The sequence below is a fragment of the Nocardia sp. NBC_00881 genome (assembly GCF_045207455.1).
Classification (GTDB): Bacteria; Actinomycetota; Actinomycetes; order Mycobacteriales; family Mycobacteriaceae; genus Nocardia.
In genome coordinates, this window is the sequence record NZ_CP108798.1 from 4,691,027 (window position 1) to 4,708,265 (window position 17,239).

General features: G+C 67.0%; 14 protein-coding genes. 10 read left to right on the forward strand and 4 right to left on the reverse strand.

All coding sequences use genetic code 11. From position 1 onward, the window contains the following. The first annotated feature begins 8 nt into the window (after positions 1-8). From OH799_RS19725 to OH799_RS19750, 6 genes are all read left to right on the forward strand, one after another. A complete protein-coding gene (locus OH799_RS19725; protein ID WP_406266108.1) occupies positions 9-1,163 on the forward strand; it encodes a TauD/TfdA family dioxygenase in 1,155 nt (384 codons plus the stop codon). Further along, on the forward strand, positions 1,135-2,145 hold the full coding sequence (locus OH799_RS19730; RefSeq protein WP_406266111.1) for an ornithine cyclodeaminase family protein: 1,011 nt from the start codon (positions 1,135-1,137) through the stop codon (positions 2,143-2,145). The genes OH799_RS19725 and OH799_RS19730 overlap by 29 nt, the downstream gene beginning before the upstream one ends. Beyond that, positions 2,136-3,575, forward strand: coding sequence for an alanine racemase (locus OH799_RS19735; protein ID WP_406266113.1), 1,440 nt, complete (start codon positions 2,136-2,138; stop codon positions 3,573-3,575). The genes OH799_RS19730 and OH799_RS19735 overlap by 10 nt, the downstream gene beginning before the upstream one ends. Before the next feature lie 33 nt (positions 3,576-3,608). Beyond that, entirely contained in the window at positions 3,609-4,643 is a 1,035-nt protein-coding gene (locus OH799_RS19740) for a PLP-dependent cysteine synthase family protein (RefSeq protein WP_406266116.1), read from the forward strand. Between the two features lie 139 nt (positions 4,644-4,782). Further along, a complete protein-coding gene (locus OH799_RS19745) occupies positions 4,783-6,186 on the forward strand; it encodes an MATE family efflux transporter (protein ID WP_406266119.1) in 1,404 nt (467 codons plus the stop codon). Between the two features lie 247 nt (positions 6,187-6,433). Further along, entirely contained in the window at positions 6,434-7,423 is a 990-nt protein-coding gene (locus OH799_RS19750; protein ID WP_406266121.1) for a phosphodiesterase, read from the forward strand. Here OH799_RS19750 and OH799_RS19755 read toward each other — a convergent pair. Continuing rightward, positions 7,371-8,834: a stealth family protein gene (locus OH799_RS19755; protein WP_406266124.1), complete on the reverse strand. Its 1,464-nt coding sequence runs from the start codon at positions 8,832-8,834 to the stop codon at positions 7,371-7,373. The genes OH799_RS19750 and OH799_RS19755 overlap by 53 nt on opposite strands. A 521-nt stretch (positions 8,835-9,355) precedes the next feature. Here OH799_RS19755 and OH799_RS19760 point away from each other — a divergent pair. Then, positions 9,356-9,811, forward strand: a complete 456-nt coding sequence (locus OH799_RS19760; RefSeq protein ID WP_406266128.1) for a flavodoxin domain-containing protein — start codon at positions 9,356-9,358, stop codon at positions 9,809-9,811. Positions 9,812-10,000: 189 nt separating this feature from the next. On the opposite strand, the gene OH799_RS19765 is transcribed toward OH799_RS19760, so the two are convergent. After that, the gene (locus OH799_RS19765; protein ID WP_406266132.1) at positions 10,001-10,516 is read right to left on the reverse strand and encodes a hypothetical protein; all 516 of its coding nucleotides are present in this window, start codon (positions 10,514-10,516) and stop codon (positions 10,001-10,003) included. Positions 10,517-10,558: 42 nt separating this feature from the next. Beyond that, complete coding sequence (locus OH799_RS19770; RefSeq protein WP_406266134.1) at positions 10,559-11,764, reverse strand: phosphotransferase; 1,206 nt, start codon at positions 11,762-11,764, stop codon at positions 10,559-10,561. A 195-nt stretch (positions 11,765-11,959) separates the two neighbouring features. Here OH799_RS19770 and OH799_RS19775 point away from each other — a divergent pair, with 195 nt between their 5' ends. From OH799_RS19775 to OH799_RS19785, 3 genes are all read left to right on the forward strand, one after another. Further along, positions 11,960-14,770, forward strand: coding sequence for an ATP-binding protein (locus tag OH799_RS19775; RefSeq protein WP_406266137.1), 2,811 nt, complete (start codon positions 11,960-11,962; stop codon positions 14,768-14,770). A 27-nt stretch (positions 14,771-14,797) separates the two neighbouring features. Then, complete coding sequence (locus tag OH799_RS19780; protein ID WP_406266140.1) at positions 14,798-15,436, forward strand: hypothetical protein; 639 nt, start codon at positions 14,798-14,800, stop codon at positions 15,434-15,436. A 68-nt stretch (positions 15,437-15,504) separates the two neighbouring features. Beyond that, positions 15,505-16,080 (forward strand): TerD family protein, encoded by a 576-nt coding sequence (locus tag OH799_RS19785; RefSeq protein ID WP_406266143.1) that lies wholly within the window; start codon positions 15,505-15,507, stop codon positions 16,078-16,080. A 118-nt stretch (positions 16,081-16,198) separates the two neighbouring features. Here OH799_RS19785 and OH799_RS19790 read toward each other — a convergent pair whose 3' ends face one another. Then, positions 16,199-17,083, reverse strand: a complete 885-nt coding sequence (locus OH799_RS19790) for a serine hydrolase (protein WP_406266146.1) — start codon at positions 17,081-17,083, stop codon at positions 16,199-16,201. Between the last annotated feature and the right edge of the window lie 156 nt (positions 17,084-17,239).

Genomic DNA, 17,239 nt, shown 5'->3' on the forward strand with positions numbered 1-17,239 from the left:
ACACTCCGGTGAAAAGCGTTCTCTCCGAACGTAAGACGCTTCACCCGCAGAATGTCGAACGACGTGAGCTCCCCGCGGCCGCAGGCCAGGCGGTGCGCGAGCTCGCCAGAGAAATATCCACCACACTCGACGCGACCCTCGGCGAAGCCGACGCCGCGCGCACGCTCACCCATCCGGCGTTGATCGAGCAGATCGATGCCCGGGTCGCGGAGCTTCCCCGCGAGGTACGCCAGGCCGTGCGCCCGCCCGCTACCGCGCATGGCGCGACCATCGTCAGCCGTCTTCCCGTGACCGACAAAGAATTCGGCCCTACACCGCCGAGCTGGCGCGAGGCCGCGCGATGGAGTGGCGAGCCGGCGACGCGCGCGAACTCGCTCCAGTTCGACCTCGTCATGCTGCTGCTCGCACGCAGCGCGGGTGAGCCGTTCGGCTGGCAAGGCCAGCAGGGCGGGCGGCTGGTCAACAACATCGTCCCGGCGGCGGGCCACGAGCACGAGCAGTCCGGTGCCAGCAGTAAGACGCTGCTGAGCCCGCACACCGAGGACGCGTTCCATCCCGAGCGTGCCCACCTGCTGATGCTCGGCTGCCTGCGCAACCCGGGACTGGTCGGCACCACAGTGTCGTCGGTGCGCCGGGTCGAACTCTCCGCCGAACAACGCGGGCTGCTGAGCACACCCGTCCTGCCGATCCTGCCCGACGTCTCCTACGGTGGCGGATACGAAAAGTGCTCGGCTACACCGATACCCACACTCTGGAGCGCGGCCGGCCCGGACGAGCAGACCCTCCGCTACGACCCGGCATATACCCCGCTCGACGACGCCGCGCCCGAGTTCCGCGCGGCCTACGCACGACTCACCGCGGAGCTGGAGCGCGTCTGCGTGACCGCCGCGCTCGCTCCGGGCGAGGTGCTGCTGGTGGACAACGACGTCACCGTACACGGACGCGTGCCGTTCACCGCGCGCTACGACGGCACCGATCGGTGGCTGAAGCGGGTGAACATCCGTCTCCCGGAACGACAGCGGCGGACCGCGGAAGCCGACGAGAATAGCTACGGGCAACGGATCGTCGCCCCGTTCCGATCGGCAGGCACCCTGCCGATCGAGCGTGGCACTCATGAGTGGGATGTAGTACCGAATGATCGAGGAACCCTTGAACACTCGTGACCGAAGCACACCGCTGCGGGTGTTGAGCCGCAGCGATCTGGCCGACGTGCCCATCACACCCGCCGAAGTCGTGCGCGCCGTGGAAGAGGCGTATCTGGCGTTCGCCGCGGGTGATTCGGACAATCCGCGCAAGCTCAGCGTCGCGAACCCGGACGGCTGGTCGGTCGCCTACGCCATGCTCGGCCGGGACGGCCGTAGGCGGGTGGTGGCGATGAAGACCTCCTACAAATTCGACCCCGGCCACGACCGCAGCACCAAGCGGTACTACACGACCATCACGCTCTACGACGACACCACCGGTGCGCCGATCGCGATGATGGACTGCGCCAGGGTCGGCGCGCTGCGCACACCGGCGGTGTCGGCGCTGCTGGTCCGCGAGACCGCACGCCGCGGAGCCGAAAGCGTGCTGCTGATCGGCACCGGAACGCAGGGCCGCAACGCCCTTCCACACCTGCTCGCCGCGAATCCGCAGCTGCGCAAGCTGATGCTGTACGGAACGCACCCGGAGGGACTGGAAGCCGTGGGCCGCAGGCTCGCCGAGCATTACCCGCACGCCTTGCTCGAGACGGTGCAGGATCCGCGTGCCGCGGCGGCGACCGCCGACGTCGTCCTCGCCACCGCGGGCCCTGGTACCGAGGTCGCGCTCGAATCCGATGATCTCGCACCGGGTTCGGTGGCCGTGCTGGTCGGCTACGGGCTCGCGCCCTCGACGCTGGTCGACGCCGATCGTGTGATCGCGACCAGCGCCGAGCAGATGGCACTGACCGGTACCGACATGGTGGGTCCGGACGGGACGCTGCGCTCGGTGGACGCGGAACTGCCGCGGATCCTGAGCAGGCGCGCAGTGGCGCGGCGCACGGACGACGAGCGCATCTTCGTCTACAACAGCGGGCTGGTGCTCACCGACATCGCCGTCGCCCACGCCCTGGCGGAGCGGGCCATCGCGGAGGGCCGTGGCACGGAGGTGCCCCTGTGGGATTGACGGCGGGCCTCGGCGGCGAGGCGCCCACGGCCGGCGGCCCGGTCGTCCTCGCCGCCGCGGTGCCGGCGCGAGGCGGTACGGACAACGTCGGCAACGCCGCGCACGACACCGTCAGTGCGGCACCGATGCCAGCGCATCTCGATCCGTGGGAACATCGCCTGCTCGACGACCCGAATCTGCTCGGCGACATCGCCTTCGCGATCGGCGGCCCGTTCCACGTCATGTACCCGCCGCGCGTGGCGCACAACATCCGGGAATTCCGCGCTGCGTTCGAGCGGGCCGGGGTGCACGGCTTCGTCTACTACGGCAAGAAGGCGAACAAGGCCGCCTGCGCCACCCGGGCCTGCGCGGAAAACGGCGCGGGCGTGGACGTCTCCAGTGTCGGCGAGCTGACCGGCGCGCTCGCTCATGGCATTCGCGGCGACGAACTGATGGTGACCGGTCCGGCCAAGGCGGACGAATTGCTCTGGCTGGCCACCCGGCACGGCGCGCTGATCGCCGTGGACGATCTCGCGGAGCTCGAGCGGCTCGCCGCACTGGGCTCCCCTGCCGCGCCTGCGCGGGTGCTGCTTCGAGTGCTGCCTGCCGCCTCGGCGAGCCGGTTCGGCATGACCTCCGACGAGATCGATGGCGCGCTCGCGTTGCACGGCGACCACGATTCGATTCTTCTGGAGGGCTTCAGCTTCCACCTGTCGGGGTATGACGCGGTGGCGCGGGCCGAACTGGCGGGCGAGCTGATCGCCCGGTGTCTGCACGCGCGCACGCTCGGGCATCCGGCCACGACCGTGTCGATCGGCGGCGGGTTCGGCGTCGACTACGTTCCAGCCGACGCGGCCGCGGAGTTCACCGAGCGGGTCGGCAGGCAGTGGTTCCACTCGGGCAAGTCGTTCGATTCGTACTATCCGTACCACTTTCCCGCTCCCGGCCCGGCCATGCTGGCCCAGATCCTGCACCACGACGATCTCGCCGGTCGGCTGCGCGACAACGCCATCCGGCTCGCGATCGAGCCCGGACGCGCCCTGCTCGCACACGCCGGCTGCACCGTCTTCCGTGTGCAGGGCAGCAAGACCAGGCACGCGCACGGGCAGCCGTACCGGCTGCTCACGGTCGACGGCAGCAGCCTGAGCCTCTCCGAGCAGTGGTTCGACAGCGAATATCTGCCCGATCCGATGCTGTGGCCAAGGCGACCCGGCACACCGACGCCGACCAGTGTCGGTGCGGCAACCTGCCTGGATTCCGACATGCTCAGCTGGCGTCGCGTGCCGCTGCCGCGCGCCGCGGAGATCGGCGATCTGCTGATCTACCCCAATACCGCCGGCTACCAGATGGATTCCAACGAGTCCTCCTTCCACGAACTGCCGATCCCACCCAAGGTGGTGCTGCACGACGCATCCGGCGATCGCTTCCGCTGGGCCCGCGACGGTAGCTAGCCCCCTGACCGACACGAACGAGGAGTTCCACCCATGCCGCTCGTCACGCGTGTGACGGATCTGATCGGCCGCACGCCGCTGTTCGAGCTCGCGGCCACATCGACCGGCACCCGGCTACTGCTCAAGCTGGAGCAGTTCAACCCGACCGGCGCGGCCAAGATCAGGATGGCGCGCGAAATGGTGCTCGACGCCGAGCGCCGCGGTTTGCTGGCCAGTGGCGGGCATATCATCGAATCCACATCCGGGAACACTGGGCTCGGCCTGGCTGTGGTGGCTGCCGAACGTGGGTATCGCTTCACCGCGGTGGTCGACCACCACGCATGTAAGGACAAACTGCGCGCGATGCGAGCAATGGGTGCGGAACTGGTGTTCGTCGCGGATGAGGACGACGACACCCTGGCCACCTCGGCGCGGGAGGATCTGGCCGAGGCGATGGCGGACGAGCGGGACGACGCGTATTTCACCGAGCAGCACAACAACGACGCCAACGCGGTCGGCTACTACGCGGTGGCCGAGGAATTGCTCGAGGACGTGGAGCGGGTCGATATCCTGCTGTCGGCGGTGGGCACCGGCGGTTCTCTGTTCGGCACCGCGACCAGGCTGCGCCAGCTCGGCTGCACGCCCTATGTGATCGGTGTCGAGCCGATCGGTTCGATCGCGTTCGGCGGACCTGGCGGGCCGTACTGGCAGTCCGGCACCGGTACACCGCCGGGCGCCACCATCGGTACCGCTGTGGACTATGCCCTGCTCGACGAGGGCGTGAAGGTCTCCGACGCAGCTGCGTTCGCGACCGCGCGCGCGGTGGCGAACACGCTCGGCCTGATGATCGGCGGGTCCGCGGGGGGTTCGGTGCATGCCGCGCTCGCCAGACTCGAGGAGTTTCCACCTGGCTCCACCGTGGTCACCATCGTCTGCGACGGCGGGGAGAAGTACCTGGACACCGTCTTCGACGACGACTGGATGAACGACCGCGACCTGCTCGACTCCGACGCCGAACGCGAGGTGCTGGACATGCTGGAGCGTTACACTCCCGCCGCCCGGCGTGGCGGTCTCGTGGAGGCTCGATGAGTCACCATCGCGCAGCGCTCATCGAGCCGACGGGGTGCGACCATCGCGTGGCACTCTCGGCCTGTGTGATCTCGCGCCGGCTGGTAATTCCATCGACACCGGGCTCGACGATGAGCCCATCGCCCGCCGAGGAGGGCCGGTGAACCTGTCGAGCTTCCGCACCGACGGACGGCGACTGACCGCGCTCGCGACCCCGATCGCCCTCACCCAGCTCGCGCAGATCGCGGTGTCCACCACGAACATCGCGCTGATGGGCACGCTCGGCGTGCGGCAGGTGGCCGCGGGCGGTTTGGCGATCGTGCTGTTCAACCAGATCCGCACCATGTGCGTCGGGCTGATCACCGCGAGCGGCAACCAGATCGCCACCGCGGTGAGCGCCGCGGGAAAGCGCGGCGAGGCGCCGGATCGAGAGATCCGGGACCTGTTGCGGTCGAGCTTCCTGATCGCCACGGTCGCCGGCATCGCCGGTGGAGCGGTGCTGATCGGGCTCGGCTGGGCGTTGCCCCGGCTCGGGCAGGACCCCGGCGTACTCGCCGACGCACGGCCGCTGATGGTGGCGCTCGCGCCGGGTCTTCTGCCCTGCCTGTGGTTCCAGGTATTGCGCCAATACACCGTCGGCATGCAGCGCCCGCAGGCACTGCTGCTGGTGACGATCGGGTCGGTCGTGCTGAATCTGCTGCTCGCGCTCGGCTTCATCCACGGCAGGGCCGGGCTGCCCGCGCTGGGACTCACCGGCATCGGTGTCTCGACCTCGCTGGTCTTCCTGATCACCTTCGGCGTGTTCTGGGCGATGGTGTGGCGCGACGACCAACTCGGCCGCACCCTCCCTATGCGTCCGCTGCCGGTGCGACCGGCCACGGTCCGCGCCGAACTGAAGCTGGGCGCGCCGATCGCACTCACCTACGGCTCCGAGGCGGGGATGTTCTCGGTGCTCGCCCTCGTGATGGGCAGCATCGGACCCGCCGCGCTGGCCGCGCACAACGTCGTCTACCAGATCATCTACATCGTCTTCCAGGTCGCGATCGGTCTCTCGCACGGTGCGTCGATCCTGGTCAGCCACGCCGTCGCCCGCGACGAATTCGGGCACGCCCGCGCACTCGCCTGGCTCGCGCTGCGGCATGCGGCGGTGGTCGCGGCCGTGACCGGCGCGGTGTATGTGATCACCCCTGATCTGATGCTGCGTCCCTTCCTGGATTCCTCCGACACCGACACCATCCGGATCGCGCATACACTGCTGCTGACCGGGATCGTGCTGCAGTTTTTCGACGCCGCCCAGAATATCGGCACCGGTCTGCTGCGTGGGCTCAAAGCGACCAACGCGGGCTTCCGGCTTTCACTGATCGGCTACTGGGGTGTTGGTCTGCCCGTCGCCCTGCTGCTCGCGTTCCCGCTCGGTCTCGACGCCGCGGGCGTGTGGTGGGGGCTCACCGCGGGCCTGGCCACCACCGCGATCCTGATGCTCCGCCGCTACTTCGCGCTGCTCGACAGCAAGGAGCGCGACCGGCCACGCTTACTCCCGGAAACCCTCACCGCCCCGAGCTGATCGCGCATAGACCGCGGCATCAGTCCGACGCGGTCTATCCGCTGTTCACCGTGGACGTTCCGATGATGGTCGACGCGCTGCGCACCGCCGACGCGCTCGGCGGGCGGTGACGCCCGCCCGTTCGGTCAGCAGGCTGATTTCGCGCTGTTCGACACCGAACGCTCACCTTCCCGCAAGCATGTCGTCACCAGGCACTGGGAATCCTGTCCATAGGCCTCGCTATCCTGGCGACGGAATCCAAGCACCAATGGCGGGCAAACCGCCGGGAGGGACGTTCGGTCCGGTGCCCATCACCAGAGTCGCGGAGCACCCGCGTCCGGATCACGTGTTGTTCCATTTCAGTGACACTCATCTCATCGCCGGTGACGACGCGCTGTACGGCGATGTCGACGCCGACCTGCGGTTACGGCAGCTGCTGGAGCAGGCAGCTGCCAGCCACATCCGGCCGACCGCGATCGTGTTCACCGGCGACCTCACCGACCAGGGCGAACCCGCCGCATACGACAAGCTCAAAGCAATCGTCGAGCCTTTTGCTAGAAGTTTGCGAGCGCCGATCGTGTGGGTTACCGGCAACCACGACGACCGCAGTGCGCTACGCGCCCGGCTGCTCGGCGAGCGCGCTTCGACCTCGCCTCTGGACCGCGTCCACCTGATCGACGGCCTGCGCGTCATCGCCCTGGACACCTCGGTCCCCGGACACCACTACGGCGAAATCACCGACGACCAGCTGGCCTGGCTCCGCTCGGTGCTGGCCGAGCCCGCCCCGTTCGGCACCATCCTGGCCATGCACCACCCGCCCGTTCCCTGCGTGCTCGACCTCGCCGTCACTGTCGAGCTGCGCGACCAGCGCAGGCTGGCCGACGTACTCGACGGCAGCGACGTGCGCGCCATCCTCGCGGGCCACCTGCACTACTCCACCAGCGCCACCTTCGCAGGCATCCCGGTCTCGGTGGCGTCGGCGACCTGCTACAGCCAGGACCTCGGCGTCGCGCAGGGTGGCACGCGTGGCCGGGACGGCGCACAGGCCTTCAACTACGTGCACATCTACCCGGACACCGTGGTGCACTCCGTGGTCCCGATCGACCGTGGTCCCACGGTCGGCACCCCGGCGACGCCGGAGGAAGCGAACCGGAAGCTGGCGGAGGATGGCATCGTGATACCGCCCGCCGCGGGCATCCCGCAGGTTATGCGGCGCCCGGCGTCGACTCCGGAATCGGATGACGAGGCGGTGCACTGAGCCGCTCCCACGGCGCGGTATCCGGGTAGTACTCGGCGAGGAACTCCGACACCGCCTGGACTCGCTCGGCCTCCGCGATCTCGGGAAAGCTGCCGTCGTTCAGGCAGAAGAAGTCGACGTCCCGGCGGCGCGCCAAACCCTCCAACAGGGCAAGGCCCCGGTAGCTCGTCGTATCGACGTAGCGAACCTTCGCCGCCTCCTGTGGTACCGCGCGACCGGTCAGCAGCGCGTAGTAGTGGTACAGGGAATTAGTTACCGAAATATCGGTCGCCGAGCGGAATCGACTCGCGCTGGTTCGTGCGAAATCGGCCGCGAATTCCTCCTCCATCTCCAGCAGTACGCTGCGGCACAGTGGAACCGGCGTATGTTCCAGATGCCGGGTGATGACCTGCCCGAAATGTTCGGCGAGCAGTGCGCGATTCACCCGTGCGGCGTTCTCGAATCCGCTGCGCCGCTCGTCGTTCCGTCCAGGGCCGATCCTGGTGTCTGCCTCGATGAATCGGCTCACTCCGGCCGGAGTGAAGAACATGGACGGGCGCACCGGACGCGCGAAGAACATGTCGTCGTTGGCGTACAGGAAGTGCTCGCTGAGCCCTTCGATGTGCTGCAACTGGCATTCCACCGCGTGCGAATTGAAGGTCGGCAAGGCTGCGGTGTCACGGAAATGGTCGACCGCGCGCACCACCGTCACCTTCGGATGCGCGGTCAGCCAATCCGGTGCCGTGGAATCGGTCGCGATGAAGATACGCCGGATCCACGGCGCGTTCTTGTGCACCGACCGCAGCGCGTACTTCAGCTCGTCGATCTGCCGGATCCTGGCGTCCGCGTCGTCCCCTTCCCCCACCACGACCTGGGCGAGCATTCCGGCTCGACGGGCGCGGAATTCTGGATCGGAGCCGTCCACCCAGGAGAACACCAGGTCGATGTCGAAGTCGACGTCGGTCGGCTGGGGCGCGAACATGTCCACCAGGGTCGGCCAGGTGCGGTCGAACAAACGCACCTGCGTGGCCTGGACGTCGGCGAGGTCGAAGACGGCGCGCGTCAACGCGTTCGGGCGTGGGCAGGTCACTGTGTCACCGTGGTATTCCCACAGTTCCAGATCGACGTGGTGGGCCGGGTCACGGTCACGACCGAGCCGGAATACGTTGTGCTCCAATTCCATACAAGAGAATCCCGCGGAGATAGCCGCCGCCGTCACCCTGCGCACCATGACATGGTGCGCTGCGTCGGCCGCGAGCACGAACCGGTCTCGGCTGTCGCGCACGAGCAGGAACGGCACCTCCGCCACCGCCAATTCCGCCCGCAGATAGGCGAGATCCTCGATCATCGCGGTCGATACGGCGAGATTGGCCGCCGCCCGCCGCGCCACCATTTCTACCGCCCCCGAATTCACTGCTCCCTTGTCCATCATGGCTGTCTCCACATCCGTCCATACGCCGGTTTTCGTTCATATCCGGGGTCCGCGCCGATGTCCGGCGGCGCCTGGAGTCGATGCCGCGGCATCGACTCCGGGCGGCCGCGCTCGGCGCGACATTCAGAAGTGGGGAAGGGTGCCGAAGCGCAGGAACGAATTGCTCACCTGATATCCAGACGACTGGTAAACCATTTCGTTTTCACCTCACTCACGGCCGGACGCCGAAGCGTCATAGATGGAAGCGCTGCACTCGTGCGCGGCGACGCCGGTGACGGCGTGAGCCGCAGCACGCGGAGCCGGACAGTCATCGGCCGGCAGCAAAATAGTGGACGGTCCCCGACAAAACGGGGCTCCGTTACGAATAATGCAACGCGGGCGGCATTACGTCAATCGGAACGTTCGGTTTCCACCTGCCCTTCCGCTGCCCCTCCGCTGCGACCGGCGAACCCTTGGTCGTGACACACCCGAGACGCGTAGTTAGGATAGGCTCACCATACCGCCCGTAAGGAGTAGTGCCAGTGCGTGTCGTCGTTTTGTTCGGAACCGAGATGGGGACCGCGGAGGCCGCCGCGGACAGCATCGCCGACGAGCTCTCGTCGGCGCACGAGGTCTCGGTCTACGACATGACCGACTTCGACGTCGACGACCTCGACGCGCACGACTTCCACATCATCGTCTGCTCGACCTACGGCGACGGTGATCTGCCGACCAGCGCCGAGCCGTTCTCCGACGCGCTCGACCGCCGCCCACCGCGGCTGACCGGGCTGCGGTTCGCCGTGTTCGGGCTCGGCGACACCGTGTACGGCGACACCTTCAACCGCGGTGGTGAAATCATCGCCGAAAAGCTCATTGCGTGCGGGGCCACGCAGGCCGGCGAGCACGGGCGGCACGACGCCTCGACCGAGGTTCGTGCCAGGGACATGGCACAAGAGTGGGCCGCGACGCTCGACATCCCCACCCTCGTCTCGGCCTGAAGAGCTCGGTCGACATCACTCCTCCGGCTGCGGCCACCGACGCGAACCGCTTGACCGGTGCCAGGTTGCCCAGCGTTCCGCCGAGCAGCGCGACGAAACGCCGACCGCGATCGCCTCGGACAGCTTGCTGCGGGGTGAATCCTTTCGTGCTGATACTCGACCGGCACTCCGGGTGGAGAAGCGCTCGAATTACCAGGATCGGGACGCACGGCGTCCGCCGTGTGGTCGCATGGACAAGGCGGACGTGCCGAGACACACCGGATTCGGGGGAACATGACCGGAGCCGGGGCCATCGGCCGACAGCTGGAGGACCTGCTGTGCTCGCGGCCCCGCGATGGCATCGATGCGGCAGGTCTTGTGCCAACCGAAAGGCATCAGATGGACCCGTTCGCCGCGTTCTTCCAGTCGTTCGGCGAATTCCGCAAGGACGTCGAGGGTGTCGGCGAGCTCGGAAAGCACATCTACTTCCGCGGGGGCATTCGCGATGTCACCGGGTAGTGGCAGGTTGGCTACGCCGTCGACGACAACCTGCCACGCATCGGTCTCGTCGACGATGCGCCGAACGACCCGCACCGCCGCGCCCGCCAAGGTGAGATCACCGTGGCCGACGCCAACGGTCACGAGTAGGCAATCGTGGAAATACCTGCGTACCCAGACGGCCGACGGCTCCAGATCGACCGCGCACGGGCTCGGCTCCGTCACCATGTATTCGAACGTGTGGCAACGATTACTGATGAGCTGCACGGATTACCCCGCTTCCTCGATCGCTTTCGCGGCATCGAGGTCCAGCACCGCGCTGGCGGTGCGCTCGATGATGCCGAGGCAGATCTCGTCCGGTTGATACTTCGGCTGAATCGCGCTGTGGCCGATGGTCGCCAACCAGATGAAATACGGATACAACGCCTGCTGCCGGTAAGCCAGCCACGCCGTGTCGAAATCGGGTGCCGGAGCGCCGCAGGCCGCCAAGCGCTCGAGATACACGGCCAGCAACTCACGCACCCAGTCCCGCCGATCGTCCACGGTGAGGCCGGAGTTGACCACATAGGCGAAGTCATACGCCCAGCTGCCGCGCAGCACGACTTGCCAGTCGGTAAACCCCATGCGACCGCGGGAGGTCATGTAGGTGTTACCGATGTGACTGTCGCCGTGCAAGAAGGTCTGTGCACCAGTGCTGGCGATCTCCAAGGATCGCTGCAGCGCCCGATACAGCCGATCATGGTCGTCCGGCAGCGTTTGCGGCAGCACCGCGGCTGCCCGCCGGGCCCCCACCTGGGCTCGTTTCGACATGCCGATCAACCGGTCGAGATTGGCGAAGTGCGCCCGCGGCGGCTTCAGCCACCGATGCTGCTCGAGCTCGGCATCGTTCCAGTAGCGCGCATGCCAGGTCGCCATGGTGCACAACAGATCCTCGATCTGAGTGCGGTCGATCGGGGTCTGCGGCGTGCAGAAGGTGGCGCCCTTGGTGCTGACGATATCCTCGAGCAGCGAGATCGTCCGGCCCGACCGATGATCGATCGCGCTGTGGTAACCGCGCGGCGCTTCGATGTCCAGCGTCGGCCGCACGTAGCTGAAGAAACCCGGCTCACCGCCGAGGATCCCGGCCAGCTCCAAGGTGAGGCGCTGTTTGAAGCCCGCGGTGGTCTTCGCGAACAGTTGCTCCGGCAGGCCCGCGGCTCGGCCGGCATCGTTGTAGCTCACGCTGAGCTTCCAACGGGTGGAGGTGCCGGCACTCACGTCCTGCGTGTCGAACGCTTCGACCTCTGCGCCGGGATGTCCGGCACACAGCACCGCGGTCAGCCATTCCGCTGTCACCTCACGGCCGGTCACCGGGACGTCGGTCGCGACACGGGCCCGAGGCCGTGCGAGCGATTCCTTGGCGACATGACCACCTATGCGGCCGATCCCCCGCATCACCTCCAGCACGGGGTTACGGGTGGCAGCACTGGACGCCAACGAATATCTCCTCTACTCAGTTGTTTTCGATTGCCGCGACCGATGGAGTTCTGGGTATCGGGCCGCTATCAGGGACGCTATGGCACGTGCGGGAGCGGAACATCCGTCGCACCGGAAAGAAATATCCGCACGGTCGGTCCCGCCGAACGACAGTTCGCCCGGCCACCCGCGCCCGAGATGCCTAAGCTCACCTGCATGCAGGAGTCCTTCGCGACGGTCTTCGTGGGTCGTGATGCCGAGATCGAGAATCTGGCGTCCCTCGCGGGCCGAGTCGCCGCGGGACAGGGAGCCGTCGTGCTCGTGGAAGGTGAGCCCGGTATCGGCAAGACGTCGCTACTCGAAGCGGCCCGGACCCGGTTTGCCGCAGCGGGTCTGCAGGTGCGCATCGGCGCCGCCATGGAACTGCAGCGCGACGTACCATTCGCCGCGGTGCGCTCCTGGCTGGACGTCGAGGGCACTCCATCCGGCTCGGGCTCGGATCCGATTCGCGCGCTGCTCAACAGCGGGGATCGGGCGGGCGACGCGGCGGCGACCCACGAGTTCACCATCACCGAGGCGATTTTGGATCACATCGACACCTGGTGTGTCGCCGCTCCGGTCGCACTGATCATGGATGACGTCCACTGGGCGGACGCGTCGAGCCTGTTGGTGCTGCGCCGGCTCTGCGCCCTCATCACACCGCTGCCGCTGCTGCTCCTGCTCGCGGCCCGCCCGCTGCCCCGAGACCGGGCGTTCGCCGCGCTGTCGGCCGAACTGGTCGAACGTCGCGCCCCGATGATCCGGCTCGACGCACTTCCCGACTCGGCTGCGGCGACCCTGGTGCGGCATATGGTCGGTGCCGCCCCTGGCCCGAGTTTGCTGCGAAAAGTGGCTGGTGCGGGCGGCAATCCGCTGCACATCACCGAATTGGTGGCCGCGTTGTTGCGCGATGAGGCGATCATGGTGGTCGCCGAGATCGCCGCCCCGAGGGAAACAGCCGCCGGCGACTGGCCGGCCGCCTCGCTGGCGGACGCGATCGCACAGCGGCTGGAATTCCTGTCCCGCCCGACGCGAGACGTGCTGCCGATGGCCGCTGCCCTGGGACCGGCCATCAATGTCGCGGAACTGGCGGCAGTGCTGAACAGCCCCCTTCTGGATGTCTGGAGCGCCGTCACCGAGGCGATGGACGGCGGGCTGCTTACTCGGGTGAATTCCGAACTGGTGTTCCGGCACGATCTGATCCGCGACGTGCTGGCCGACCAGGTACCCGCTTCGCTACGCTCGGATCTGCTCAGGCGGGCGGGGCAGGTCCTGCAAGCAACCGATGCGCCGATCGAGCGAGTCGCCTACTATCTATCGGCCGGTGGCCACGAACTCGACAAGACCAGCCTCGACTGGCTGGTGGCGGTGGCCGACAGGCTGATCGTGCGGGCGCCCGAGCTGGCGGTGCAGCTGCTGAACCGCGTGGCGACCACGATGGATCTCGACAGCGCCATGCGTTCGGTGCTGATCCGCTGGCAGACCCGCGCATTGCTGTGGAACGGCCGGGCCGCCGAAGCCGAGGCCGTGGTGCGCGCCGCGCTGCACACCCGGCCGGAACACAGCCACGACGTCGAACTGCGGTGGCTGCTCGTCCAAGTCTGTCAAGCGCAGGGCCGGTTGGCAGACGCTGTCGTCGTCGCCGAAACAGCGCTGTCCACCATGGATCTCGATGCCGAAGACGCGGGCCGATTCCTGGGAATGTGCGGACTGGACAATTTCTTCCTCGAGCGGTTCGAGGCAGCGGAGCAAGCCGGTAGACGGGCGGTGTCGATGGGGCAGAGCAGTGGGAACCCGCTCGCCACCGCATACGGTCTCCTGGCTCTGGGTGCGGTCCGCTACACCCAGGGCCACCTCGACGAGGCGCTGGATCTGAGCACCCGGATCCTCACCATCTTCGAGGACGGGACCGGGTCGGACCAGTTCGATCCGTATGTGCTGTACGCACACTGCCTGATCGAGCTCGATCGGCTCACCGATGCCGAAGAGACGTTGAAGACGGCCATCGGGCACAACCGCCGGATGCACGGGGTGTACCTGTCCCCGAACCTGCTCGCCAAGGCGCGGCTGTACCTGCTGGACGGCCGCTGGGACGATGCGCTGGCCGAATGCACGGCGAGTATGGAGGCGCCCGACGCGCTCGGGTACGCGCCGGTCGCGCACAGCCTGGCAGCACTCATCGGAATTCACCGCGGCACCTTCCTGCCGGACCCGGACGGTATTCCCGCACCGGATGACCGCTTGGGCAGCACCGGCTATGCGCAGCTCCACCCCTGGGTCAAAGCCTTGACGCACGAGGCGCGCGGTCACCCGGACGTGGCGCTGAAACTGCTCGTCGACACCCATCAGCGACTGGCCGATGGTTTGACCGCGTCCACGCTGCACTACATCTTCCCGGACATCGCCCGGCTGGCCGTGGATGTCGGTGACAAGGATGCGGCCCGGTCGGTGGTGGACAGCGCGGAGGAGCTCCTGGCGCGACGGGCGACCGCCGCCAGAAAAGGAACGGCCCTGCTGTGCCGAGGCCTGGCCGACCATGATCCCGACACCCTCTTCATGGCCGTCCACGCATTCCAGCAGTCCGGGTGGCCGCTCTACGAAGCGCAGGCACAGGAGAACGCCGCCGTGCTGCTCGCTGCCGCCGGACGAGATGCCGACGCCCGCAGCGCGCTGGCAACCGCGATAAGGCTCTACAACCGACTGGGCGCATCATGGGATGCCGGCCGCGCGGTCGCACGCGTGCGGCCGTACGGGATTCGGCTGGGTGTCCGCGGCCCGCGCAACCGCCCGAAGTCCGGGTGGGCTGCCCTGACCGATACCGAGCGCAAGGTCGCCGCGCTGGTGACCGAAGGCTGCTCCAATTCCGACATCGCGGCGCAGATGTTCTTGTCGCGTCGCACGATTCAGTCGCACGTGTCGAATATCCTGGCGAAACTCGACCTACGGTCACGGCGCGAGATCGCCGCGGCCATGCCACGTACTCGGTGATTCTGTGGACCACAAGGTGCCGAATCCGTGCGCCGATTCGGTAACCGGCTCGGCGACAATGCGATCCAACACCACATGCCGGACCTACCTGGACTCACTCAGGCGGGTGCCGCCGCAGTACTAGACTGCTATGAAGCGTGGCACAGCCCGCCGCGCGCGACGATCCATGAGGTGACGAAGATGGCAGCCGGAGCGAGCCCTGTTCAACGTCAAGACCACTCGTTAGATCATCCCGAGCTGGACGTGCTCCCGGAATGGCCCTTGGAGACAATCGGCGTGCTGGTCACGACCGATCCCGCACCGCACGCGATCCCGGTGTCCTGGCCGGTGCGTGCGGGCGATCGGCAGATCTTGATCAGCCTCAAGTACGACCGCGGCTCGCTGGCCCGGCTCCGGGAGCGGCCCGACGTTGCAGTACTGATCCTCGGCGGGGGCAATGTGGCGATGTGCGCGCGGGGCACCGCGCACGTGGTCGCCGAGGAGATGCCGGACGCCGCCGATTACGTGGCGGTCCGGATCGATGTCGAGGTGATCGACGACCACCGCCAGTCGGCCTTCGCCGTCGCACAGGGCATTCAGCGCACTGTGCTCGACGACGAGAGCGAGCTGCGTGCACTGAAAGGGCGTGTGACCACGCTGCAATCCTGGATAGACAGCAAGAACTGACTCGGCACAACAGTTCTCTCGATAGCAACGGAGATAGGCGGCACCGGTGTGCCGCGCGAAAGGGGATCATGAGCGTCACTTTGGCCAAAGGCGGCAATGTTTCGCTGTCCAAGCAGGCGGCGAATCTCACCAAGGTGTCGGTGGGTCTCGGCTGGGACGTGCGCACCACCACCGGCGCCGACTACGACCTCGATGCGAGCGCCCTGGCATGCGGACCGAACCTGAAAGTACTGTCCGACCAGCACTTCATCTTCTACAACAACCTGCGTTCGCCGGAAGGATCGATCGAGCACACCGGCGACAATCTCACCGGCGCGGGCGAAGGCGACGACGAGGTGATCAACGTCGATCTCACGGCCACCCCGCCGACCATCACCAACATCTTCTTCCCGGTGTCCATCCACGACGCCGACGCGCGGGGACAGTCGTTCGGCCAGATCCGTAACGCGTTCATCCGGGTAGTGGACGCCGCCACCGGCGTCGAGTTGGCCCGCTACGACCTGACCGAGGACGCCTCCGTCGAGACCGCGATGGTGTTCGGCGAGTTGTACCGGCACGGTGACGAGTGGAAATTCCGCGCCATCGGCCAGGGGTATGCGTCGGGTCTCGGGGGTATCGCCCGCGACTACGGCGTGAACGTCTGACGACTCTCGAATTCCACGATCGCGGGACGGGTCTTCCGCTCGATGGAGTGCAACACATCGAGTTCCGGAATGCCCGTCGCCGGATCCGCACGTGTGCTGCGCGGGGTCGCGCTCGCGGTCAGCCGAAGTAGCCGTTGAACAGGATTTCACTGATCTTGGTTGTGGTCTCCATGCCGACCTTGTCACCGCCCTCGATCACCCGAGTGTTGTCCATGATTGCCAACGTGTACCGCTCGTCCGGACCGACAAAGCCCACTGAATTCATCAGCCAGGAACCGTCGGCGTTGTCGTCGGACCAGCCGTTCTTGTTCCCCGGCCGCGCCTTCGCGCCAGCACCCCAGACCCCCCATTGCTGGTTGACATCGACCGAACGCATCTCACCGACGATGTAGTCCCGATGCTGCGCAGGCAGCTTCTCCAGCACGTAGTTGATCAGACGGTCGAGATCGTTCGCTGTGGTCAGGATCCAGCCCCAATAATGCTTGTGTTGGTCGGTGAATTTCATGTCGGTCATGCCGTAGGAAGGAAATCGCGTCGGGTACTCCGCCTCACCGCCATAGCGGTACCACATCGTCGTGGCCGCCTCGTTGTCGCTGGAGTTCAGCATCGTGCGCATCAGCTCGCGGTCCTCCGCGGTCAGCGTGATCGCGCCGGAGTCGTTGCGTAGCAGCAAATCCACCACCATGGCCAGCTTCGGCGTGGAACAAGCCCAGATGAGCGCGCCCGCGTCCGCGCTGCGCCATACCGCACCGGTCGTACGGTCGCGGACCACGATTCCCGCAAACCCGGGACGGGTCCTTGCGTACGCTTCGGCCTGCGCGATGCGGACCAGCAGCGCCGGATCGAACCCCGTGCTGCTTTGGGAGAACTGTGCGTCGTCGGTTGCGGTGTGAGCTCGGATCGTCACCGCGGTCACGGTCGACAACGCTGCCGACAACACACCCGACAGCACCATAAGGAATCGTCTTCTCCCCCGGTGTTCGAAAATCGCGATAGAACGCATGGGCTTTCCTTCCGTCCCTGATCTCCGGATGTAGCCGCGCCGATTCCGAACAGACGAGCCTTACGGCCAGAGTAAGCTCCCGGGGCGGGCAATTGTTTCAGCCATTCGCGGTGCTGTGGGCGGTGGCTTTCCTTGCGATTGTGGATGCGTTGAATT